General features: G+C 57.1%; 16 protein-coding genes. 2 read left to right on the top strand and 14 right to left on the bottom strand.

The genetic code is table 11. The features are described from left to right. Positions 1 to 3: 3 nt before the first annotated feature. Entirely contained in the window at positions 4 to 282 is a 279-nt protein-coding gene (locus J8Z22_RS17950) for an outer membrane protein assembly factor BamE (protein ID WP_252007344.1), read from the bottom strand. A 187-nt stretch (positions 283 to 469) separates the two neighbouring features. Here J8Z22_RS17950 and J8Z22_RS17955 point away from each other — a divergent pair, with 187 nt between their 5' ends. Continuing rightward, complete coding sequence (locus J8Z22_RS17955) at positions 470 to 2,479, top strand: methyl-accepting chemotaxis protein (RefSeq protein WP_028112157.1); 2,010 nt, start codon at positions 470 to 472, stop codon at positions 2,477 to 2,479. Between the two features lie 415 nt (positions 2,480 to 2,894). Here J8Z22_RS17955 and cydX read toward each other — a convergent pair whose 3' ends face one another. The 4 genes from cydX to purL all read right to left on the bottom strand — a co-directional run bounded on the left by cydX (position 2,895) and on the right by purL (position 10,848). Next, positions 2,895 to 3,014 (bottom strand): cytochrome bd-I oxidase subunit CydX, encoded by a 120-nt coding sequence (cydX, locus tag J8Z22_RS17960; protein WP_028112158.1) that lies wholly within the window; start codon positions 3,012 to 3,014, stop codon positions 2,895 to 2,897. Between the two features lie 12 nt (positions 3,015 to 3,026). Further along, positions 3,027 to 4,166 carry a cytochrome d ubiquinol oxidase subunit II gene (gene cydB, locus J8Z22_RS17965; RefSeq protein WP_028112159.1) on the bottom strand — a complete coding sequence of 380 codons (1,140 nt, stop codon included), beginning with the start codon at positions 4,164 to 4,166 and terminating at the stop codon, positions 3,027 to 3,029. Then, a complete protein-coding gene (locus tag J8Z22_RS17970) occupies positions 4,159 to 5,799 on the bottom strand; it encodes a cytochrome ubiquinol oxidase subunit I (protein WP_051252459.1) in 1,641 nt (546 codons plus the stop codon). Before J8Z22_RS17970 ends, cydB begins: the two co-directional genes overlap by 8 nt. A gap of 1,158 nt (positions 5,800 to 6,957) precedes the next feature. Beyond that, positions 6,958 to 10,848 carry a phosphoribosylformylglycinamidine synthase gene (gene purL, locus J8Z22_RS17975; protein ID WP_252010495.1) on the bottom strand — a complete coding sequence of 1,297 codons (3,891 nt, stop codon included), beginning with the start codon at positions 10,846 to 10,848 and terminating at the stop codon, positions 6,958 to 6,960. A gap of 142 nt (positions 10,849 to 10,990) precedes the next feature. Between purL and mltF the strand changes: the two genes are divergently transcribed. Then, the gene (mltF, locus tag J8Z22_RS17980) at positions 10,991 to 12,400 is read left to right on the top strand and encodes a membrane-bound lytic murein transglycosylase MltF (protein WP_252007346.1); all 1,410 of its coding nucleotides are present in this window, start codon (positions 10,991 to 10,993) and stop codon (positions 12,398 to 12,400) included. Positions 12,401 to 12,804: 404 nt separating this feature from the next. Here the strand turns inward: mltF and tadA are convergent, their stop codons facing one another. The 9 genes from tadA to hcp all read right to left on the bottom strand — a co-directional run bounded on the left by tadA (position 12,805) and on the right by hcp (position 21,947). Next, on the bottom strand, positions 12,805 to 13,287 hold the full coding sequence (gene tadA / locus J8Z22_RS17985; protein ID WP_035415522.1) for a tRNA adenosine(34) deaminase TadA: 483 nt from the start codon (positions 13,285 to 13,287) through the stop codon (positions 12,805 to 12,807). A gap of 91 nt (positions 13,288 to 13,378) precedes the next feature. Continuing rightward, positions 13,379 to 13,744, bottom strand: coding sequence for a VOC family protein (locus tag J8Z22_RS17990; protein ID WP_252007348.1), 366 nt, complete (start codon positions 13,742 to 13,744; stop codon positions 13,379 to 13,381). 9 nt (positions 13,745 to 13,753) lie between these two features. After that, the gene (locus J8Z22_RS17995) at positions 13,754 to 14,737 is read right to left on the bottom strand and encodes an ABC transporter permease (protein WP_028112162.1); all 984 of its coding nucleotides are present in this window, start codon (positions 14,735 to 14,737) and stop codon (positions 13,754 to 13,756) included. 1 nt (position 14,738) lies between these two features. Then, the gene (locus J8Z22_RS18000; protein ID WP_252007350.1) at positions 14,739 to 15,644 is read right to left on the bottom strand and encodes an ABC transporter ATP-binding protein; all 906 of its coding nucleotides are present in this window, start codon (positions 15,642 to 15,644) and stop codon (positions 14,739 to 14,741) included. A gap of 300 nt (positions 15,645 to 15,944) precedes the next feature. Then, positions 15,945 to 16,517, bottom strand: coding sequence for an LUD domain-containing protein (locus J8Z22_RS18005; protein WP_252007352.1), 573 nt, complete (start codon positions 16,515 to 16,517; stop codon positions 15,945 to 15,947). After that, a complete protein-coding gene (locus J8Z22_RS18010; RefSeq protein WP_028112165.1) occupies positions 16,517 to 17,902 on the bottom strand; it encodes a lactate utilization protein B in 1,386 nt (461 codons plus the stop codon). The genes J8Z22_RS18005 and J8Z22_RS18010 overlap by 1 nt, the downstream gene beginning before the upstream one ends. 12 nt (positions 17,903 to 17,914) lie before the next feature. After that, entirely contained in the window at positions 17,915 to 18,658 is a 744-nt protein-coding gene (locus J8Z22_RS18015; protein WP_028112166.1) for a (Fe-S)-binding protein, read from the bottom strand. A gap of 503 nt (positions 18,659 to 19,161) precedes the next feature. Further along, positions 19,162 to 20,142, bottom strand: a complete 981-nt coding sequence (locus J8Z22_RS18020) for a hybrid-cluster NAD(P)-dependent oxidoreductase (protein ID WP_252007354.1) — start codon at positions 20,140 to 20,142, stop codon at positions 19,162 to 19,164. Positions 20,143 to 20,285: 143 nt separating this feature from the next. Next, complete coding sequence (gene hcp / locus J8Z22_RS18025; RefSeq protein ID WP_028112168.1) at positions 20,286 to 21,947, bottom strand: hydroxylamine reductase; 1,662 nt, start codon at positions 21,945 to 21,947, stop codon at positions 20,286 to 20,288. Positions 21,948 to 23,330 lie beyond the last annotated feature (1,383 nt).

The following is a 23,330-nucleotide window of genomic DNA, read 5'->3' on the forward strand; positions in this document are numbered from 1 at the left end:
TGTCTACAGGCCTTTATGGGTAAACAACATGGCGCGATCGGCCGCAAATCCCACCTTGATCTGCCGTTGATCGGTGCCCCAGACGCAGGTTTCGGTGCCCATGGAGCCAGAGCAGTCATCGGCCCGGCCAATCACCGCTTCCACATCGGCCTTGGACATTCCCAGTTCCAGCTTATCGTAATTTTCTTGCGTAATACGGCTGCAGCCACTGAGCAGCAGCACGGCGGCGACGGTCATTCCCATCCAGCGCATGTTCGATTCCCACAGTGAGTCTTTGCCCATCAATGTAACTTTTACCACTTGAAAAACCAACCAAAGAGTACCGGTTCACTTTGCAGGATGAATCCCATTATGCCGTTAGGTGCATGTGACCCCGATCAACCCTTTCGCAGACGAATTAATTTACTCTGTGCTGCACCAACTCCCGCGCCTGAACGACGCTTAAAAATAAAAATTAACAGGGGACAACATGGATTTCCGCTTCTGGAACATTGGCCGTCAAATCGGCGTTTCTGCTTTGCTGCTGACTATCCTCACCTTTTCCATGACCGGCTTCTTCGGCTACCGGGTCGCCGCCGACAGCCTTATCGAAACACTGCAGGAGTCCGAGGCCGAGATGGCCCGAACCCTGTCCGACACTCTGGATTTGCAATACAAACTGCTGATCAAACAAGTGCGCACCAATGCCGACCTGTTTGACAAGATGTTCTCCAATACCTTCACCCTGATGGACCGTCGAATCAACATCGCCGGCGCCAACGCTCCGGGACTGCGCCACGGTCGCAGCCTGGTCAACAGCGCCGTCGCCCACGTGGATCGCTTTGCCAACATGACCGGCGGCAATGCCACCGTATTCGTTAAAGACGGCGATGACTTTACCCGCATCTCATCGTCACTGCGCAAACAAGACGGTAAGCGGGCCACCGGCACCAAGCTGGGCAAGAACCATCCGGCCTACTCGCTGATCATGGCCGGCAAGTCCTACGAAGGTTACGCGACCCTGTTTGGTAAGCGCTACGCCACCAGCTACCGTCCCATCCGCGACGAAGCCGGTCAGGTGATCGGCATCCTCTACATCGGTCAGGACGTCACCGAGATGATGCAGTCCATGGGCGACGCCCTGGCGGCAATCACCATCGGCCAGACCGGCTACGTATCGCTGCTGCGCTACGAAGACGGCGGTTTCATGTACCACCCGGAGTATACCGGCCAGAATCAAAGCCAGTTCACCGATGACCAGGGCCAGTCCATCTATGGCCCGGCCCTGGCCCAGAAACAGCGGACCGAGTCCAACTTCACCCGCAACGGCGACAGCTGGTACATGCTGGCGATGCCGGTGCCAGACGCTAACTGGATGGTGACCCTGCAGGTACCGGAGAAAGAGCTGAAACACGCCCTGCTGCCGCTGGCCCAGACCAACATCGGCCTGTCGCTGTTTGGTTGTGTGCTGATCACCGTCCTGCTGTGGATCATGCTGGCCCGCAACCTGAAGCCACTGACAGTGCTGTGCAAGCAGGTCGAAGCCATCGGCCAGGGTGAACTGAACATCGCCCTCAACAATGCCAGTGACCAGAGCAACAACGAGGTGCACCGCATCACCAACAGCGTCGCCTTTATGACCGCCAACCTGAGGGAGCTGATTGGCACCCTGCAGCAGTCCACCTCCAAACTGGAACAGTCTGCCGCCGACATGCAGAACGTCGCCGAGGTTAACGGCAGTGGCGCCCAGCAGATGATGCAGCAAACGGATCAGATTGCCGCCGCCGTCGAAGAGTTAACCACCTCGGTGCAGGAAGTGGCCCGTCACGCCACCAGCTCGGCCGAACAGACCGTGGCCGTCGACCAGGCCGCCAAAGATGGCGATCAACAGGTGGATAAAGTGATTGAGCAGATGCAGGCCCTGGGCAATGCCCTGGAGGGCGGCAATCAGGCCATCGGTCGAGTCGAAGAGGGCAGCCACGCCATCACCAAGGTGATTCAGGTGATTAACGAGATCGCCGAGCAAACCAACTTGCTGGCGCTGAACGCCGCCATCGAAGCCGCCCGGGCCGGCGAGCAGGGACGTGGCTTCGCGGTGGTAGCCGACGAGGTACGCACCCTGGCACAGCGAACCCAGAACTCCATCAGTGAGATCACCACCACCATCGAGCAGCTGCAGCAGCGCACCCAGGACGCGGTTGGACAGATGCACGAAAGCCGCAAACTGGGCGAGACCTCGTCGCAGCTGAGCGTTCAGGCCGGTGACTCGCTGACCGAGATCTCTCACAGCGTCACCGACCTGTCTCAGAACGCCACCTCCATCGCTACCGCCACCGAACAGCAGGGGTCCGTAGCCGAGGAGATTGCCCGCAACATCAACGGCATTACCGAGCTGGCTCGGGAATCGGAGCAAACCGCCGGTCAGACCGTCGATGCGTCCGAGCAGTTGACCTCCCTGGCGGCCGAGCTGAGAAATCAGCTGTCGCACTTCAAGGCCTAAGCCGGCTTCACCACATAACAATCCCGCCACCAGGCGGGATTTTTTTGGCCCCGAATCAGCCCCTTTGAGCAAAGATAAGCGGGTCGTTCCGGACACAACCCTGGCGCAAACGCAAGACAGTCGCTGGCGCCTTATCCACAGTTACCCGCATCCACCGCGTTCAGCATGCTCAGCACAGTGAGGTTGGTACCACCGGCGCTGCCGCATGCCCCTGTGGCATCAATGCACTCAAGCGCACGCTGAGTCAGGGTTTGGCCGGGCCTCACCAGCGCTTAGCCTCTACGCTGCTGCAGTGGCTGCTCTTCGCCTGCGGTTGTCCTACGGCAATCAAAGCCGATGTTAGGCACAACATGCGCCGGGTCATGCGGACACAAAAAAGCCGCCCTAGGGGCGGCTTAGTCGGAATCAAATAGGTTTAGTCTTGATTCTTCTCGGCTTTTTTAGCCATCTCGTCTGAGTGCTCGTACCATAAGGCATTGATGATGCCAAATGCACAGGCCAACAGCACGCCGAGAATCCAGGTGAAATACCACATAGTGTCGGCTCCTTAATACAGAGAGTGCTTGTTGGATTCAATAAAGTCGTTGTTCAATCGACCGTACATCTTGATGTAACACCAGGTGGTGTAACACAGGATGAGCGGCACGAAGATGCACGCCACCACAAACATGATGGTCAGGGTCATCTCAGAACTGGTGGCATCCCACATGGTGAGGGAGTGGCTTGGGTTCAGAGACGATGGCATCACGAACGGGAACAACGAAATCGCCGCCGTCACAATCACCGCCACCAGGTTCAGTGAACTGGTGACAAAGGCCAGGCCATTGCGGTTAGCGGCAGTCAGCACCGCCGTCAGCAGTGGCATGACCACCGCCAGCAATGGCAACAAATACAGCACCGGCATGGCGTTGTAGTTGTTAAACCAGGCCCCTGCCGCCGCTTCCGCGGTCTTCAGGGTCGGGTTTGACGGGCCATTGTGGTCCAGGGCAGAGGTAATGACGTAGCCATCGATGCCGCTGTACAGCCACAGACCTGCCAGCACGAACAGTACCGCGCCGGACAGACCAATCACCTGAGTGGCCTTGCGAACGCGCTGATACAGAGCACCGTCGGTCTTCATTCCCAGCCAGGTGCAACCTTGCAGCAGGAACATCGACACACACAGCAGTCCCACCAGCAACGCAAAGCCATTCAGCAGGCCGAAGAAGCTGCCGCGGTAGAACACCCGCAGGTACTCGTCGTATTCAAACGGTACGCCTTGCAACAGGTTACCGAAGGCCACGCCGATGATCAGCGGCGGAACCAGGCCGCCGATGAACAGGCCCCAGTCCCAGGCATCACGCCAGCGTTTGTCTTCGATCTTTGACCGGTAGTCAAAGCCGATAGGCCGGAAGAACAAGGCAAACAACACCAGCACCATGGCGATGTAGAAGCCAGAGAATGCCGCGGCGTAAACCAGAGGCCAGGCCGCAAAGATGGCTCCGGCGGCGGTCAGCAGCCACACCTGGTTGCCGTCCCAGTGAGGGGCGATGGAGTTGATCATCACCCGACGCTCGTTGTCGTTTTTACCCAGGAAGGGCAGCAGGGCGCCCACTCCCATGTCGAAGCCATCGGTGACGGAGAAACCGATCATCAGAACGATAACCAGCAGCCACCAGATAGCGCGTAGAGTTTCATAATCAAGCATGGCTAGTGGCCTCCTTGGCGTCTTCACGAGACTGTCGAGCTTTAGTCAGTTTCGCCAGCAAACGGGCGTCTTCGGCGGCGTTATCCGCAGATTCGAAGTGGTAGCGGCCGGTCTTGAGGCTGCTTGGACCCAGACGGGCAAAGCGGAACATCAGGAACATCTCGACCACCAGCGCCAGAGTGTAGAAGCCGCAGATCAGCGCAATGCTGAAGATCAGCTCACTGGCACTGAGGCTGGAGGTGGACATGGCGGTTGGCAGAATCTCGGCAATGGTCCATGGCTGACGACCGTATTCGGCCACAAACCAACCACACTGAATCGCCAGCCAAGGGGCAGGCAGAATCACAATCGCCAGTTTCAGCAACCAAGGCTTATCCAGTACCCGTTGCTTGGCGCTCTGCAGGAAGGCCAGGCCGATAACAATCAGCATCACCACACCCAGACCCACCATCACCCGGAAGGACCAGAACATCGGGCCTACATTAGGAATGGAGTCGTCCACGGCCGCCTGAATCTGGGCTTCGCTGGCCTGATCGATCTCATCCAGGTAACGCTTCAGCAGGAAGCCATAACCCAGATCGACCTTACGTTCCTGGAACTGGGCAATCTCGTCGTCGTTGGCCGAGCCGTCACGCACTTTCTGCAGCAGGGTGTAGGCCACCATGCCGCTGCGAATGCGGGCTTCGTGCTCCACTTTGATGTCTTTGATGCCCATCACCTCCTCGTCCAGAGAACGGGTGGCGATGATGCCCATCAGGTAGGGAATCTTAACCGCGTAGTTGGTTTCCATGTTCTCGCTGTCGGGGATGCCGATGGCGGTAAACGACGCCGGTGCCGGGTGGGTATCCCACTCCGCTTCCACCGCCGCCAGTTTCACCTTCTGTACGTCACCCATCTCATAGCCAGATTCGTCACCTAGGACGATGACCGACAGAATGGATGCCAGACCAAAGGCGGAGGCGATGTAGAAGGAGCGCTTGGCAAAGGCGATGTCACGCCCTTTCAGCAGGTAGTAGGAGCTGATGGCCAGCACGAACACCGAACCGGTGACGTAACCGGAGGCGACGGTGTGGACAAATTTCACCTGAGCCACCGGGTTGAAGATCAGCTCGGCAAAGCTGGCCATCTCCATCCGCATGGTGACGTAGTTGAATTCGGCGCCGATGGGGTTCTGCATCCAGCCGTTGGCGATCAGAATCCACAGCGCCGACATGTTGGAGCCCAGGGCAACCAGCCAGGTTACTGCCAGGTGCTGACGCTTGGAGAGGCGATCCCACCCGAAGAAGAACAGACCGATGAGCGTCGACTCCAGGAAGAAGGCCATCAGCGCTTCGATGGCCAGCGGGGCCCCGAAGATGTCGCCGACGTAGTGGGAGTAGTAAGCCCAGTTGGTACCGAACTGGAACTCCATGGTAATGCCTGTGGTCACCCCCAGGGCAAAGTTAATGGCAAAGAGCTTGCCCCAGAACTTGGTCATGTCCTTATACACTTGCTTATCGGTCATCACATACAGTGATTCCATGATGGCAAGCAGGAACGCCATACCCAGGGTGAGTGGAACAAACAGGAAGTGATACATCGCCGTCAGTGCAAATTGCAACCGCGATAGATCGACTACTTCATCGACAATCATTGGAGTCTCCTTACGCCTGCCGCGCCGCCGAAGCGGCGCCGGAATTCAGGAATAGGTTATGGGGTACAGAAAAAAATAAAGACAAAAAGCCTGAACAAATTGGGGCATCACAACCACACCGGGCTGCTGGAGTTTGGCGCGGGCTCAGTCTCGGGCCTGCGACAGAGAGGGACGCAAAGAAGCAGGGGTTCACCGCTACATCCATGACAGGCCTCCAAGCACTTACTGCAACCATCCGTTAACACTCCTTGCCTCTCTGTGACTCTGCCGTGCTCTCCTGCACCGGAAAGTTAAGCAGAGAATCAGCTAGCAATTCAGCCAATTTTATATCATTCCCTCTGCCCACCCCTCAATCCCTGCCAGAATACTCTGATCACTTTTGGGAGCTGACTCACAATTATTGAGAGATAACAAAAAAGGGTTAGATATCAATCAAATGTTAATAAATTCAAGGTGAGTTTTATTCACCCTCGCAGTACTCAGATTCATGCAGTGCCAGCTAACGAGTTTGGCCAAATATAAGTACGGCTACAAAATAAACGATCAGACAACAAATAGCTGTAAATTACTAAAAAATATAGAAATTAAATAAATGTTAAAAAACAACAATCGCATCACAAGGGATATTTAATAAGAAAAACTAATCCGAAAATAGAGTTTTTCTAGTTTGCCAACCACCGCAGTCGAATCTACTATAGCCCCATCGAAACGAGATGATGGATTAATCAACACATCGCTTCGATTCTGAACACAATCAACTCATTCATGTTAAGGGGAGGCTCTTATGACTCAACTACTGCATCGCTTGGTTAAGCTGTACCAACGTAGCTTTTCCGAACTGTACCGCCAACAGGTTCAGTGATCGCCTGGCCTGTTGAGTGTCGACAGGCAAGTATCACCTTCTTTGCGAAATGCTAGCGCATTCTTTGGCCGCTCCCTCCCCGGGATGCGGCCTTTTTTTTGTCGCCGCTTCTGTCCCAGAATACGCCTCAAAGCAGCCCAAATATTGCGCCAAGACAACATCCACGGGTAAGCTGATTCAGTGTCAGATTCGGTGCCGATCCCGGCAACGGTGCTGCGCAGCCGACACCGCCCCCCTCGGCCCTGAGGACACAAAAAAGCCCGGCAGTGCCGGGCTTTGTCGTGCTGATGTCGAGGTTAACCCAGGGCCACCCGAGCGTTGCGGAACATCCGCATCCACGGGCTGTCTTCTCCCCACTCATCCGGGTGCCAGGAGTTGGCTACGGTGCGGAACACCCGCTCCGGATGCGGCATCATGATGGTCACTTTGCCGTCGGTGGTGGTCAGGCCGGTAATCCCGGCCGGAGAGCCATTGGGGTTCGCCGGATAAGCGCTGGCGATCAACCCTTGGTGGTTCAGGTAACGCAAGGCCACCGTTCCGGACGCATCCGCCGCTTTAAACGCCTGCTGGCTGGCAAACTCGGCCCGCCCCTCACCGTGGGACACGGCAATGGGCATTCTGGAACCGGCCATGCCATCAAAGAACAGGCTCGGGCTTTGCTGAACCTCCACCAGGGAGAAGCGAGCCTCAAAGCGTTCAGAGCGATTGCGGACGAAGTGCGGCCAGTGTTCAGAGCCGGGAATGATCCCCTTCAGGTTGGACAGCATCTGGCAGCCATTACACACCCCCAGAGCCAGGGAGTCACTGCGCTCAAAGAACCCCTGGAACTGCTCACGGGCTCGATCGTTGAATAGGATCGATTTGGCCCAGCCCTCACCGGCGCCGAGAACGTCGCCGTAGGAGAAGCCGCCACAGGCCACCAGCCCCTGGAACTGTTCCAGCGTCAGGCGTCCCTCGAGAATGTCACTCATGTGCACATCCACCGCGTCGAAGCCGGCCCGATCAAACGCCGCCGCCATCTCCACGTGGGAGTTCACCCCCTGCTCACGCAAGATGGCCATTTTCGGCGCACTGCCCTTGAGGATATAGGGCGCCGCCACGTCTTCGGCCGGATCAAAGCCGAGGCTGACCGACAAACCCGGATCGTCGGCGTTGAGTTTGCCCTGGTGCTCCTCTTCGGCGCACTGGGGGTTGTCCCGCAGCGACTGCATCGCCAGGGTGGTTTCCGCCCAGATGCCTCTGAGCTCGGTACGGCTCTCGTCCAGCACGGTGTCACCGCCATCGGTGATCACCAGCCGCTCACCGTCGTTGGCACTGCCGATGACATGGCTGCACTGAGCCAGTCCGTGCTCTGCCAGCGTCTGCTGAACCTGCGCCAACTGCTCGGTGGTCACCTGCAACACCACGCCCAGCTCTTCGTTAAACAACTTAGCCAATCGGTCACCGGCCAGGGCGGTCAGATCCGCCTCGAGGCCGGCTTTGCCGGCAAAGGCCATTTCGGCCAGGGTCACCAGCACACCGCCGTCACCCTTATCGTGATAGGCCAGCAAGCGCTGCTCGGCGATCAGCGACTGCAGGGCGTTGAAGAAGCCCTTCAGCAACTCCGGCTGATCCACATCCGGGGCCTGGTTGCCCAACTGATTGTACACCTGAGCCAGCGCCGAGCCGCCAAGGCGACTTTGGCCATCACCGAGATCGATGTACAGCAACTGCGTATCGCCCTTATCCAGCCGCAGCTGAGGCGTCAGGGTATGGCGAACGTCGTTTACTCGACCAAAAGCGGTGATCACCAATGACAGCGGCGAAGTGACACTCTTATCCTGGCCGTCATCGGTCCAGGCGGTCTTCATGGACATGGAGTCCTTACCCACAGGAATGGTCAACCCCAGGGCCGGACACAACTCCTCACCCACGGCCTTAACCGCCTCATACAGGCCGGCATCTTCACCCGGATGACCGGCGGCGGCCATCCAGTTGGCAGACAATTTAATGTGCTTCAGTGAGCCGATGTCGGCGCAGGCGATATTGGTCAGCGCTTCACCGACGGCCATGCGGGCAGACGCACCGTAGTTGATCAGTGCCAGGGGGGTACGCTCACCCATGGACATCGCTTCACCGTGATAGCTGTCCAGTGAGGCCGCGGTAACCGCACAGTTGGCCACCGGCACCTGCCAAGGCCCCACCATCTGATCGCGGGCCACAAGACCGGTCACCGAGCGGTCACCGATGGTGATCAGGAAGGTCTTCTCCGCCACTGCCGGCAGGCGCAGAACCCGGCGCACCGCGTCGGCGGCTTTGATGCCCGACAGGTCCAGTGCCGGCGCCTGGCAACGTTCGGAGGTCACATCCCGGTGCATCTTCGGTGCCTTACCCAACAGCACCTCCATCGGCATATCGATAGGAGTGTTGTCAAAATGGCTGTCTTCCAGGCTCAGGTGGCGAGCCTCGGTGGCTTCACCAATCACCGCATACGGGGCACGTTCCCGGCGACAGATGGCATCGAAACGGGGCAGATCCTCGGCCGCCACCGCCATCACGTAGCGCTCCTGAGATTCGTTGCACCAGATCTCCAGTGGCGACATGCCAGGCTCATCGTTAGGCACGTCCCGTAACTGGAAGCGGCCGCCACGACCACCGTCGTCCACCAGTTCGGGCATGGCATTGGACAGACCGCCGGCGCCGACATCGTGAATAAAGGCGATGGGGTTGTCGTCCCCCAGTTGCCAGCAGCGATCGATCACCTCCTGGCAGCGACGTTCAATCTCCGGGTTCTCCCGCTGCACCGAGGCAAAATCCAGATCTTCGGACGATTGGCCAGAAGCCATGGAAGAGGCCGCGCCACCGCCCAGGCCGATGTTCATTGCCGGGCCGCCCAGTACAATCAACTTGGCGCCGACGGGAATCTCACCTTTTTGGACGTGTTCTTCGCGAATGTTACCCAGGCCACCCGCCAACATGATCGGCTTGTGATAGCCGCGCACTTCGGTGCCATTAAAGCTGGCCACTTCCTGCTCGTAGGTACGGAAATACCCCAGCAGCGCCGGACGACCAAATTCGTTGTTAAACGCGGCGCCCCCCAGGGGCCCTTCGGTCATGATCTCCAGGGGAGTCACGATGCGATCCGGTTTGCCGTAGGCCTGCTCCCAGGGCTGTTCGAAGCCGGGAATATTGAGGTTGGATACCGTAAAGCCAGTCAGACCGGCCTTCGGCTTTGAGCCTCGTCCGGTAGCACCTTCATCGCGAATCTCACCACCGGAGCCGGTGGCCGCGCCCGGATAGGGGCTAATGGCGGTCGGGTGGTTGTGGGTTTCCACCTTCATCAGGATGTGAACCGGTTCCTGATGGTATTGATAACTGCCGTCTTCATTAGGGAAGAAACGCCCGGCGGTAGAGCCGGTCATCACCGCGGCGTTGTCCTTGTAGGCCGACAACACGTATTCCGGTGTCTGTTCAAAGGTATTCTTGATCATCTTGAACAGCGATTTAGGCTGTGCCTCGCCGTCAATGGTCCAGTCCGCGTTGAAGATTTTATGCCGACAGTGCTCGGAGTTGGCCTGGGCAAACATGCACAGCTCAATGTCGTTGGGATTGCGTTCCAGGCGGGAGAAGTTCTCCACCAGGTAGTCAATCTCATCGTCGGCCAGTGCCAGCCCCATGCTGGTATTGGCGGCCACCAGTGCCTGACGGCCACCGCCGAGGATGTCCACCGACTTCAGCTCACCGGGCTCGGCGGTCACGAACAGCGACTCGGCCTGTTCAAAGTCGGTCAGCACCGCTTCAACCATGCGATCATGGAGCAAGTTCAACAGCTGACGCTGCTGCTCATCACTCAACTCACCCTCAAGCTTGACGTACCAGGCGACGCCGCGCTCCAATCGCTGTACCGAGCTAAGGCCGCAGTTATGGGCGATGTCAGTGGCTTTGGAGGACCAGGGGGAGATGGTGCCGGGGCGTGGTACAACCAGAAGCAATTTTCCTTGAGGATCATGCTGTTCCAGTCGAGGGCCGTAGGTTAATATCTGTTCGAGGTGAGTCGTTTGCTCGGAGTCGAGCGGCGCGGAGAGGTGGGCAAAATGGCAGTATTCAGCGTAAAGATCAGAGACCGGGAGAGTCGCGTTTTGGCAAGCCGTAAGCAGCTTGTGGACCCGAAACGCGGACAGCGCCGGCGCGCCGCGGAGGATCTTAATCACGGTATTTTTACCTTATATAGTTATGTGTAGGGCTCAATTCCGTTAACCGTGCTCCGACCTGGATCACAGTTTCCGGAAACCAAGGTGGCGCCATTATAGTGGAAAGGGCGGTCGCAAAACAGTCTACAATGAACGGAAGATGGGGCTGATTTTAAATAAGTTAATAACATCAAGAAGCTTGCTTATCTGCCTGTGCCTGACACTGGGCGGCTGCATGCGGCTGGAGATCGAGACCCCGGCGGCCCCCAAGCCTGAACCGGATAAGCCACTGCGCGTCGGCACCCTGTACGGCCCGACTACCTATGTGGTGGGAGCGGCGGGCCCACAGGGACTGGATTATGAGCTGGCCGAGGGTTTTGCCAATCACCTGCAGCGCGAGCTCACCATCATTCCCTACGCCTCACTGCCTGAGCTGTACAATGACATGAGCAATGGCAAACTGGATCTGATCGCCTCCAGCCTTGCCGATACCCACCTGAACCGCAGCTTCTGGCGCTTTGGTCCCCCGCTTTATCAGACCCGCCTGCAGGTCGTCTACAACCGCAACCAACCCCGCCCTGACGCCATCGATGCCCTGCCCCAGCCACTGGTGGTGATGGCCGGCTCCAACCACGCCGAGCTGCTGGCCAATCTGGCCCTGGCGGGCACTCAGGTGCAATGGCAGGAAACCGACTCCCAGGCCGCCCATGAACTGCTGGCCCAGGTGGCCAGTGGCGAAGTGGCGTTTACCCTGGCCGATGACAAAACCCTGGCCGCCAGTCGTCGCATCCACCCGGAGCTGGCCACGGCTTTTGACATCGGCCCGGAGTTTGACGTCGGCTGGGCCCTGCATGCCAGAGGCAGCGACGCCCTGTTCAGCGAGTTGCTGGATTACTGGCACCTGCTCAAGCAGGCCGGACGCATTGCCCAATTGGAGGAGAAGTACTTCGGCCATGTGGAGCGATTCGATTACGTCGACACTCGGGCCTTCATTCGAGCAGTCGAGCAGAAGCTGGCCCGTTATGAACCCTGGTTCAAAGCCTATGCCGGCGAGCTGGACTGGCGTCAACTGGCCGCCATCAGCTACCAGGAGTCACACTGGAACCCCAAAGCCCGTTCTCCCACCGGCGTTCGAGGCATGATGATGCTCACCCGTTCCACCGCCCGCCGGGTCGGCGTCGACGATCGCCTGGATCCTCAGCAAAGCATACGCGGCGGCAGTGACTACCTGCACGACCTGATTCGGCGCCTGCCCGCCTCCATCCCCGAGCCCGAGCGGTTCTGGTTTGCCCTGGCTGCCTACAACATCGGCTTGGGGCACGTCGAAGATGCCCGCGTGCTGGCCCAGCGCCAGGGCCTGAACCCCAGCAGTTGGCGGGACGTAAAAACCGTGCTGCCAAAGCTGACTCAAAAGCGCTACTACCAGCGCACCCGTTACGGCTTCGCTCAGGGCGGGGTCGCAGCCCACTACGTCGACAACATTAAACGTTACTACGACACTCTGGTGCTGCTGGAAACCCGACTGCCGCCGATGCTGGCACCGTTGAAGGTCGCGATAAACCAAGAGTGATCGGGACAGAACTTTCCACCGAAATAGCCAATAAGATCCCAGATTTGATAGAGATAGCACCTTAAAGGGGTTGAAAAATGGCGCCATCGTCGCTATCTCTAATGGCAAGATAAAAATCGGCGCCGGCTCCACAATCTGAGCCCGTCGTAGCGGCATCCGTCGCACTCACGGCCAACACTGTGAACTGGGCCCCAGCGGCCACGGTCAGCGTGATTTTGCCAACCTACCCAATGTCATCGAACTGCAAAGAGACGGGGATACCATAAATAAAAAGAGTACCAGTAAGGAGATTCTATGAAGAGTCCAGCACGCCGCCGCAAGGCACTTAGCAGCTTATCAGAGCGCCGCCGGGCCCTGCGAAAACGCGGCCATATGAAAGTCCTGCAACGGAGCAAGTCGTTCGTTCAAGACGCGTCGTTCGACGACGCCTTCTGAGCTTGCTTTAAGGCTTTCTTTTCCGCCCTGCGCCGTTTAAAGAAATCACTCAACTGAGTCGCGCAGGGCTCAGCCAACACCCCTCCACACACCTCAGCCTGATGATTCATTGCGGGATGTTGCAGCAGATCCATGACACTGCCTGCGGCGCCGGTTTTGGGGTCGCTGGCGCCAAACACCACTCGTCCGACCCGAGCGTGCACCAGGGCACCGGCACACATGGGACAGGGTTCCAGCGTCACGTACAGAGTGGTATCCAACTGCCGGTAATTCTGCAGCGCCAGTCCGGCCTGCCTCAGGCACTGCATCTCGGCGTGGGCACTGGGATCGTGATCGGTGATGCTGCGGTTATAACCTTCGGCGATCTTAACGCCCGCTTTCACCAGCACCGCGCCAACGGGCACCTCTCCCAAGGCCTCGGCCTTAGCCGCCAACGCCATGGCCTGCTGCATCCAGTATTGGTCCTGCTCCACCTGTGCCCCTTCTCATGTTCCTGCCGGTTTCAACGGCGCACATTGTAATCAGCCACGGGGAGCGATGCCACTACATCGGCTGCCACAACTCCACTTTGTTGCCTTCGGGATCCAGAAACCAGCCAAAGTGACCGTAACTCTCTTTGACGATCTCCCCCACTTGCTGACCGCCGCCGGCCACCACCTGCTTCAAGGCTTCGGCCAGATCGTCCACCACCAGGTTGAACATAAAGTCCTTTTCTGACGGACTGAAATACTGCGTATCCTCGGCAAAGGGACACCACACCGTCATCCCCTTGTCCGGCATGGTGGCCGGTACAAAATCGGCCCCGTACTCACCCACCGCCATTCCCAGGTGGTCTCGGTACCATTGCCCCAGTGCCGTGGGGTTGCCACTCTTGAAAAACACCCCACCTACGCCCAAGACCTTTGCCATTCGCGCCTCCTAGTTCCAGCGGAATCCTTTGGCACCGATGGCAATCGCCACCACGGAGATTGTCGTCAACGCCAGCCAGTGCGGCCAGAGTGTCGCCACTCCAGCTCCGTCAATAATAATGGCACGGGATGCGGCATTGAGATGAGAAAGTGGCAACAGCTTCGCCACCGCCTGGATCCACTCGGCGGTCCCCTCCAGTGAGAACCATACGCCAGACAGGAACATCATCGGCCAGGCAATCAGGTTCAGCACCCCGTTGCCAAACTCCTCCGAACGAGTGCGGCAGGCCACCAGTAAGCCAACACTTACTAACGCCAGCGCCCCCAGCAGTGCGGTGATCAGCAGCAGCAGCAAGTTACCGATGATGGGGATGGAGAACATCCACGCACAGGCCACAAACACCAAGGTGGCGGTGGCCATCATCATCAGCATGCGACTGCAAATTTGCGACAGAATGAAAATCCACGGCTTCATGGGCGTGGCCTGATAGCGTTTCAGCACGCCGTTCTTGCGGTAGCGAATGATCACATACCCGACGCCATAGAGGCCGGAAAACATCATGTTCATGCCGATGATGCCTGGCATTAACCAGTCGATGTAACGTACCGCCTGCCCCTGCTCCTGAGTCGCCGTCAACGGCCCCACCACCCCCAGCACAATCCGTTCCGCCAGGTAGCCCTTGGCCGAGTCCGGGTTAACCACGTAACCGCGTTCGGTCAACAGCAGGTCCAACTGGTGCCGTCCGACCTTACTGCGGGCCAGCGCCTCATTGTCGTAGGGAATCAACTGCAGATAACGGGTCTGTTGCAGGGCCGCCAGGTAAGGCGGCGACCCCAGCACCCCGAGTTTGTACTCCGGCCGATCGGTATCGCTGAAAGCCACCCCGAAACCGATGATCAGCATCAGGGGAAACATCAGGCTCCAACCCAGGGCCGACCGGTCCCGCACAAACTCCAGGTTACGAGCATGGATCAGTGCCAACAGACTTTTCATCTCAGCTCCTCAGTTGGTGACCGGTCAGGGTCAAAAACAGGTCTTCCAGGTTGGGACGGCGAATATTGAGGCTGGTGACATCGACCTGATGCTGCTGCAACAGCGCCAGCACCTGATTGACGTCGTCGGTCTGGAACTCCAGCAGGCCGTTGCGCTGCTGAACCGGCAGTGGCCAATCCGGCCCCAGGCCGGCACTGGCTGGCAGGCTGACAATCCGGGACAAAAACGCCTCGGCAATCAGCGCCGCCGGCGTATCCTGACGCAACACCCGGCCGTGATCCATGATGGCGATGCGATCGCACAACTGCTCCGCTTCATCCATGTAATGGGTGGTCAGCAAGATGGTGGTACCAGTGGCTTGCACATCCCGAATCAACTGCCAGAAGTTGTGCCTGGCCTGGGGATCCAGGCCGGTGGTGGGCTCATCCAGGAACAGCAGTTGCGGGCGATTGATCAGTGCCAGGGCCAGCAGCAGTCGTTGTCGCTGGCCACCGGACAGCGTCTGATGTTGCTGGTCCATGAGGCTGTCGAGGCGGCACTGCTGTGCCAACTCTGGCAGCGGCACCGTGGTGCGATACAGGCTGGCAAACAGCGTCAGGCAATCTCTCACCGACAGGTGCTCCGGTAGCGCCGTCGCCTGAAACTGAATGCCGATATGGTGGCGATAATCGTCTAAAAGGGGCTGTTCTTTAAATAGAACCCGCCCGGAGGTGGGCTTGAGAATGCCCTCGAGCATCTCCAGGGTGGTGGATTTTCCGGCGCCATTGGGGCCCAATAAGCCAAAGCACTCCCCAGACATTAATGCCAGATTCAGATGGTCGACTGCGGCCAGGTCGCCAAAGTGCTTACTCAGATCCTGCGCTCGTAACAAAACCTGGGCATTGTGTGCGTTGCTCCGCTCAGCCACCTCTCGCTCCTTGACAAACAATTTCCCTAAAGCATTAAATGCCAAAAACCGGTCGGGTTGCAATCACCCATTTGGCGTGTTCGCGCCCTAGTTGCTCCGCCATTGAGCCGGAAAAACAGACTTGGCCATCAGCCAGGCACGTGTGCTGACTTCGCCACTAGGGCGCCCCGTTGTGCCGCCGGCGAAACAAAAAAGGCCCACCTAAAGTGGGCCAAGCGTGTGTGCTAACTACACGTGAAATCGTTGTACGAACAAATAGGCCCCGCTTTCGAGCAGGGCCTTTTTGTTACAGTCGGTCGATTAGCCGATCATGTATACGGTCATGGAGCAGGCGCCGTGGGCACCAATCACCAGGGCCTGTTCGATGTCGGCGGTCTTGGACGGACCGGCAATGAACGCACCGTGCTGGCCGGATTCCAACTTAACCACTTTCACCGCTTCGTGCATGTTGGCAACGGTGGTATCGCGCTTCACCACGACCGCCAGGTTCTCGGTAATGTAAGGCAATACGCGGTGGCCACTGGCGGTTTCCCGTACAAACACCGCACCGTTTTCTGCAACGGCCAGTTCGGCATCGAGGATAGCCAGGTCGACGTTGTGCAGATCGTGAGGCTTGGCATCCAGTTCACGGTTGCCAGTTAATCCCTCTACACGACTGATAACTTGTTGGTTATCTGCCATGGCTGCGTTCAGTTGCGCCTGAACCTCTTCCAGAGAGCTCACCTGAACCAGGGTGCCGCCGACCTTGGCCAGGTTGGCTTCGTACTGGCCGATCAGGTCGGTGTTATTTGGCTCAACGGTGATGGTTGGCATCGGTGCATCTGGCAGGCTGCAGCTGTCCAATGCGGCAAAAATTGCGTCACGGCTAGACATTATTTGTTCTCCCGGTTTTTGTTGAACCACGCTTCGAAAGAGCCGGTCTTTGGTGCTTTAGGCAGTTCGCGGTACTTAGTCCAGTCCATGCCAAATGGCTTCATCAGCGCATCCGGCAGGATACGCAGGGCAGTACGAGCACCGGCCATGGAGGTGTTCAACATGGTTTCGCTGGCCATGAAACGACCCACCCACGGCATGTAGCTGCCCTTACCGTATGGCAATTCACCCTTCTCGGCGGTAATGCGACGCCATTTAAAGATGATCTTGTCCAGCGGTACCTTGGTCGGACACACCTGAGTACAGGAGCCACACAGGGAGCAGGCCCAGGCCAGGGAACGGGTTTCGTCGTCACCGGCGGCAACCGCGATACCGATAGGACCAGGAATCAGCGAGTTGTAGCTGAAGCCACTGGAACGGCGGTATACCGGGCAGGTGTTCAAACAGCCACCACAACGAATACACTTGTAGGCTTCCGCCAGCAACTCGTCCTGGAACAGCTTGGTTCGACCGTTATCCACCAGCACCACGTGCATCTCACCGCCCTGCTTAGGGCCTTTGTAGAAGGTGGTGTAGGAGGTGATCGGCTGACCGGTCGCGTTACGTGCCAGGGTGCGGGACAGCACGCTGGCCGCTTCCATGTTAGGCACGATCTTATCGATACCCATACAGTGAATCTGCACGTTTGGCAGGTTCACACCCATGTCGGCGTTACCTTCGTTGGTAGCAACCGCAACCGCGCCTTCACTGGCAATCGCCATGTTGACACCGGTCAGGGCCGCGTCCGCTTGCAGGAATTTCTCACGCAAGTGAGCACGTGCCTGTTTGGTCAGGTAGGTCGGGCAGGAAGCGCCTTTCTCGGAACCGATCTTGCGGTGGAACAGCTCGCCCACCTCCTCTTTCTTGAGGTGGATGGCCGGCACTACGATGTGGCTTGGTGGCTGTTCATTCAGCTGAATGATGCGCTCACCCAAGTCGGTATCGATCACGTCGATGCCGCGCTCAATCAGGTACGGGTTCAGGTGACATTCTTCGGTCAGCATCGACTTGGATTTCACCAGGTTCTTAACGTTATGCTTGCTCAGAATGCCGTGCACAATCTCGTTGTGCTCTTTGCCATCTTTGGCCCAGTGAACCTGAATGCCGTTTTTCTTACAGTTGGCTTCAAACTCGGTCAGGTAGTGCTTCAGGTTAGACAGCGTGTGCAGTTTGTAATCGGAGCCCAACTGTTTCAGCTCTTCCCACTCTGGCAGGGATTCTGCTGCCAGGTCACGCTTGTGACGCAGGGTCCACAGCGCTTTGTCGTGCCAGTTTACCCGGTCTTCGTCTTTGTTGAACTTCGCTGCCGCACTGGCATGAGATTCAATTTCACCAATTAGTGCCATGAGAGTATCTCCTTACAGTGCCTGATTCAGCAGTTCAGCGATGTGCAGGGTTTCAATGCTGTGACCTTCGCGACGAATCACGCCGTCCAGGTGCAGCAAACAGGAAGGATCGAAGCCCACGGCGTATTTGGCGCCGGTGTCGGCGTGTGCCTTGGCCTTGTCTTTGCCCATCTTGCCGGACACAGAGCCTTCATCCAGGGCGAAGGTACCGCCGAAGCCACAACATTCGTCTTTGCGTTCTGGGTAGACGATGTCGATGCCTTCGATGCGGGACAGCAGCGCTTCCACCTTGTTGTAGCCTTCACCTTTGATCTCTGACGGGGTCGCCAGATCCAGCATGCGAATGCCGTGACAGGACATCTGCAGGCTGATCTTGTGGTTGAACGGCTTGTTGAAACGCTCCAGGCCATGGATGTCGTGCAGAAACTCGGTCAGCTCTTTCAGCTTGCCGATCACAGCGGTGGCTTCCGGGCTGCAGTCAAACTCGTGGAAGTTCTCTTTGGCCGCAATCATGCAGGAAGCCGCAGGGCAAACGATGTAGTCGCAGTCAATGCCCTTAAAGGCATTCAGCAGCTTCAGCGTGGTTTTTTTAGCATCATCGAAACAACCCGAGTTAGTCATGGGCTGACCGCAGCAGGTCTGCCCTTTCGGCAGAATGACCTGATGCCCCAGCTTCTCGAGAAGCTCTACCGTGGCGATACCCACATTTGGTGTCATGTGGTTCACCAGGCAAGGGATGAACAAGGCGATTTTCATTATATTCTCCGCTGTGTTTGTGTCGGCAGTTTCGGCGGAGTCTATAGAGGGCACTCACCCCAGACTGTGATTCAGGTATCACTTATCGGCGGGCTGAATTTGGTTACTAACTTGTAAAATGCAGTTACCAGAAAGCAAACAATGCATAAAAAGCAACATTTAAAGATCATTAAAACACAATGCATTTAACAAATGCGCTACCTGCCGGGAATTGGTATTACCAAGATCCAGCCCAAATCAACCTAACAACAACCACCCGTTAACAATTGAGCAACAGCAAATCGAGCATTTTTCGGCCAAGCGTGCGATCTGGATCACACAATAATAGCAGATTGGTGACTGGTTTTATCGAACCCGATTTTCCACCGGTTTTGCAGGGGGACATTTTGACTCACCTGTGACCACGATCACCGCCGCGCGGGCGTAACCGGCCGTTGGCGATGGGACAAAATGCACAAAAAAAGCCTCCCGAAGGAGGCTTTTCATTCGCCGGTTACCCAGGCTCAGGGCAGCGTCACCGCCATGTCGCCGGTGGCCTTTGAGGCACACGCCAGGAAAAACCCTTGCTCGAGCTCTTCCGCCGTCAGGGTGCTCACCGAGCTGCGCTCCAGCTTATCCCCCTCGCCCTGGCATTTACAGCTGCCACAGACACCGGATCGACAAGCGGCGAAAATCGGCAACCCTTCCTTCTCTAACGCCTCCAGAATGCTCTGATCGGCGTCAATGGCCACCTGTTTGTCTCCGACAGTCAGAGTATGGCCTTCACCACCAACGGCCTCAGAATCGCTCTGGGGCGCAGCAAAGGCCTCCTGGAACACCTGTTCCGGATCGACGCCCAGGCTATCAAACCAGCCATGGGCAGCTTCCATGTAGCCCTGGGGGCCACACATCAGCACGCGACGCTCACGAATGTCGGTTGCCAGGGACAGCAACATGCGTGCGTCCAACATGCCCTGAGACTGCCCCTGCTCGGCGTCTTGTGACACCACCCAGCGCAGCTTCAAGTTAGGGTAGTCGTCCGCCAGATGCTCCAGCTCTTTGACAAAGATGCGGTCCTGCGGGGTGCGAGCACTGTGAATGAACACAATGTCAGCCTGCGGATCCGCCAGCAAACGGGCGCGCAACATGGAGTACACCGGGGTGATGCCACAGCCGGCACTGAGCATCAGCAACTTACCGGACTCGGCATGCTGATAATGAAACTCACCTGCCGCCGGCATCACTGAGAACTTGTCGCCCACTTTGGTGTTGTCGGCCAGGAAGTTGGACACCAGACCGTTATCAACCCGTTTAATGGTCAGGGCGTAATGAGCATCTCCAGGAATCGACGCCAGACTGTAACAACGGCTGTGCGACGCACCGTCCACCTCCACCTGCAATGGCAGAAACTGGCCGGGAATAAACTCGATGGGTTGACTGGCGGTAAACAGGTAGGTGTTAACGTCACGGGTTTCCGCTCGAATTTCGGTGCAGGTCAGCTGCATCAGTGATACTCCTTAGAATTGCTATCCCACCCAACGCAAAAACGGCCCAGACCCTCGGTTGTACCCACACAATCCCGATGGCAGAGCCGCTGACGCGCGTTGAACTTCGAGGGGGCCAAAGCCCCCTGAATGGTTGCGCTTGCTTAGCCCAGAATGTCGGCCATGTCCTGCTCGACCGTGGTGGTCAGGCGCAGGCCAGTGGCTTCGTGCAGATGGTTGATCAGGTTTTCGGTCAGGAAGGCCGGAACCGTCGGACCGACGCGAATGTCTTTGATACCCAGCGCCAGCAGCGTCAACAGAATGGCAATGGCTTTCTGCTCAAACCAGGACAGAATCAGCGACAGAGGCAGTTCGTTCACCCCGCACTCAAAGGTCTCGGCCAGGGCCAACGCCAACTGAATGGCGGAGTAGGCATCGTTACACTGACCCACATCCAGCAGACGAGGGATGCCGTTGATGTCACCAAACTCCAGATCGTTGAACTTGAACTTACCGCAGGCCAGGGTCAACAGCAGAGTATCGTCTGGCGCAGACTTGGCAAACTCGGTGAAGTAGTTACGCTCCTGCTTGTCGCCGTCACAGCCACCGACCAGGAAGAAGTGACGAATGTTGCCAGCCTTCACCTGTTCAATCACCGCCGGGGCCGCCGCCATCAGGGCATTGCGGGCAAAACCGGTCATGGTGTAATGAGGAATCTCGTCGTACTTGAAGCCTTCACACGCCAGCGCCTTCTCGATAACGGCGCTGTAGTCGTCACCGGTGTGGTGTACCACACCCGGCCAGCCCACGATGTTACGGGTAAACAGGCGGTCAGCGTAGGAACCCGGGTTTGGATCGATCAGACAGTTGGAGGTCATCACGATGGCACCAGGGAAGTTGGCAAACTCTTTCTGCTGGTTCTGCCAGGCGCTGCCGTAGTTACCCACCAGGTGCGGGTACTTGCCACCCAGCTCTGGGTAAGCCATGGCCGGCAGCATCTCACCGTGGGTGTAGACGTTGATGCCTTTGTCCTTGGTCTGCTCCAGAATGTGTTGCAGATCGATGAGATCGTGACCGGAAACCAGGATTGCCTTACCGGCCACTGGCTTCATGTTCACCTTGGTTGGCACCGGATGACCAAAGGCCTCGGTCTCACCGGCGTCCAGCATCTCCATCACTTTATAGTTCAGGTGGCCACAGGCCATGGCCAGCTCCAGCAACTCGTTCAGATCGCTTGGATCTTCACCCAGGCGGGCCATGATGCGGTGGAACTCACCGTACACGTCATCATCCTGTTTGCCGAGGATGCGGGCGTGCTCCATGTAGGCTGCAACCCCTTTCAGGCCATACAGCACCAGCAGGCGCAGACCGACGATGTCTTCACCAACATCGTTGAGGCCACGGTTCACCGCGGTGGCCGGAGCCTGGCTGATCATCGCCGCTTTCTCGGCGGTGATCTCGAATTGCGCCGCACCGGCCAGCTGTTTTGGCTCCACACCCTGAACGGTGCAGGCCGCCAGGTAGGCGTCTTTAAGGCGGGTCTTGGTGGCCACCGCTTCGGCGGTGTAGGCCACCAGACGTTCGGCGTCGAAGTTCACGTTGGTCAGGGTGGAGAAGAACGCCTGCGGCAGGTAAGCATCAGCGGCGGCATCGACAACCCCCAGCTCACGACCGGCGTGAGCGTAGGCACTTACGCCTTGCAGCATGTACACCAGTACATCCTGAAGGTCTGAAATTTCTGAAGTTTTACCACACATGCCCATGGCATACTGACAACCATTCCCTACTGGGGTCTGCATGGTTTGCTCACACTGAATACAAAACACGGCGCGCTCCTTTAAAAGGTGTATATATTATGTATGTTTTAGTGAGCACAGCTTAAAATAACCCCGCCCCCCAATAAAGGCATTTTGGATGCAAGTTTACAAAGCCTTGATTAGGATCAAGTTTTCGCCGGCCAAGAGTTATTCGAATTAAGCTAATGTTAAAGCGAATCTAACTTTACCCGGGCTTTTTTTATCTTCCGCAAATGCCTTTCCCGAACTGTTGGCGCCGCATCGTCGGCACCCGTCGCCGGTTTCCTTCGACAGCGGTTGCCGCTTTGAGGGTGGACCCAAAGAGCAGGACAAATGAATATGTCGCCTGCTGTTGCTGGCGCCGCTGTCAGACTGCTCAGCCTGGAAACTGGCTGGCAACGGCGGCATGACGTCAACCTGAGGTTGCCGTCGAGAGGCTGGCCTCTGAGAACGGTTGTTGCCAACCAAGGTGATAACCTCAATGCCGAAGACACCGCCCTACTGAGGTGCCATGGCCCTACCTCTTCAACGAAACCCAACCGACGGCCTTAGATAAGCTGATGCTCAACCGCCCTCAACCTCTGGCTGCCCTCCTTATACTGGCAGTCCCTCCTTATATAGCCGCAACAGCCTGCCAGCGACGGCTGTCACTTCTTATATAGCGGCAACAACCTGTCGGCGACGGCAGTCACTCCTTATATAGAAGAGGTACCTGTCGGCGACGGCATCGACTCATCCGTGCCGCCTCAGCAACGACCACTCTCTGTTCTGGGGGCCTGAGCAGCCATGAGGGGGTACCACCGACACTTCCATACAGCCCTGAGCACCGAAAACACGATTGCAGCACGGCGATCCCCCCTGAGTGTCAGAAGCGAACTGGCCCAACAAGAACGCTGGAACCTTTAGCCTTGAAGGGGCACCAAACTGAGCGCAGATTAAAAACTCACTTTGAACAGAAATTGGTCTGAGATCCCGATTCTGAACAAAAAACGATGCATTGAGGCGACGAGACAATGAGAAAAATTCTTATTTAGATCCCTGTCTTTGTCGCCGAAAAGTATTACGAATTAATAAATCTTAAGAACCCGGTAATATTATTTTCTCCAGCCAATTATTTATTTTAATTGGCTCTTTTTTGTTTCTTTTTAATAAACCGAAAAACGCGATCAAAAAAGATTGAGGAAAATCAAAATTGGACAAATATCCCCAAAAAGGAGCAAAAGTGACAACAGTCACAGACAAATTGTCGCACATATTGATCCGTGAAAGGGTCGATTTCAGAAGTAGAAATACACATTGAACGCGATTCTTACTAACAAAAAAATTTCACTCTCCGCCCCAAAAATTAGACAAAAAAGCCATTTCAGAGCAAGAAACAGAAAAAACCATGACCCAAGTCACGACAAGCCCAGT

Origin of the sequence: Ferrimonas sp. SCSIO 43195 (genome assembly GCF_023716685.1) — a bacterium.
Taxonomy (GTDB): Bacteria; Pseudomonadota; Gammaproteobacteria; order Enterobacterales; family Shewanellaceae; genus Ferrimonas; species Ferrimonas kyonanensis.

Bases quoted from the DNA above. Each gene is read 5' to 3' on its own strand.
- J8Z22_RS17950 (WP_252007344.1), bottom strand. From the start codon at position 282: ATGGGCAAAGACTCACTGTGGGAATCGAACATGCGCTGGATGGGAATG.
- J8Z22_RS17955 (WP_028112157.1), top strand. From the start codon at position 470: ATGGATTTCCGCTTCTGGAACATTGGCCGTCAAATCGGCGTTTCTGCT.
- cydX (WP_028112158.1), bottom strand. From the start codon at position 3,014: ATGTGGTATTTCACCTGGATTCTCGGCGTGCTGTTGGCCTGTGCATTT.
- cydB (WP_028112159.1), bottom strand. From the start codon at position 4,166: ATGCTTGATTATGAAACTCTACGCGCTATCTGGTGGCTGCTGGTTATC.
- J8Z22_RS17970 (WP_051252459.1), bottom strand. From the start codon at position 5,799: ATGATTGTCGATGAAGTAGTCGATCTATCGCGGTTGCAATTTGCACTG.
- mltF (WP_252007346.1), top strand. From the start codon at position 10,991: ATGGGGCTGATTTTAAATAAGTTAATAACATCAAGAAGCTTGCTTATC.
- tadA (WP_035415522.1), bottom strand. From the start codon at position 13,287: ATGCAGCAGGCCATGGCGTTGGCGGCTAAGGCCGAGGCCTTGGGAGAG.
- J8Z22_RS17990 (WP_252007348.1), bottom strand. From the start codon at position 13,744: ATGGCAAAGGTCTTGGGCGTAGGTGGGGTGTTTTTCAAGAGTGGCAAC.
- J8Z22_RS17995 (WP_028112162.1), bottom strand. From the start codon at position 14,737: ATGAAAAGTCTGTTGGCACTGATCCATGCTCGTAACCTGGAGTTTGTG.
- J8Z22_RS18005 (WP_252007352.1), bottom strand. From the start codon at position 16,517: ATGTCTAGCCGTGACGCAATTTTTGCCGCATTGGACAGCTGCAGCCTG.
- J8Z22_RS18010 (WP_028112165.1), bottom strand. From the start codon at position 17,902: ATGGCACTAATTGGTGAAATTGAATCTCATGCCAGTGCGGCAGCGAAG.
- J8Z22_RS18015 (WP_028112166.1), bottom strand. From the start codon at position 18,658: ATGAAAATCGCCTTGTTCATCCCTTGCCTGGTGAACCACATGACACCA.
- J8Z22_RS18020 (WP_252007354.1), bottom strand. From the start codon at position 20,142: ATGCAGCTGACCTGCACCGAAATTCGAGCGGAAACCCGTGACGTTAAC.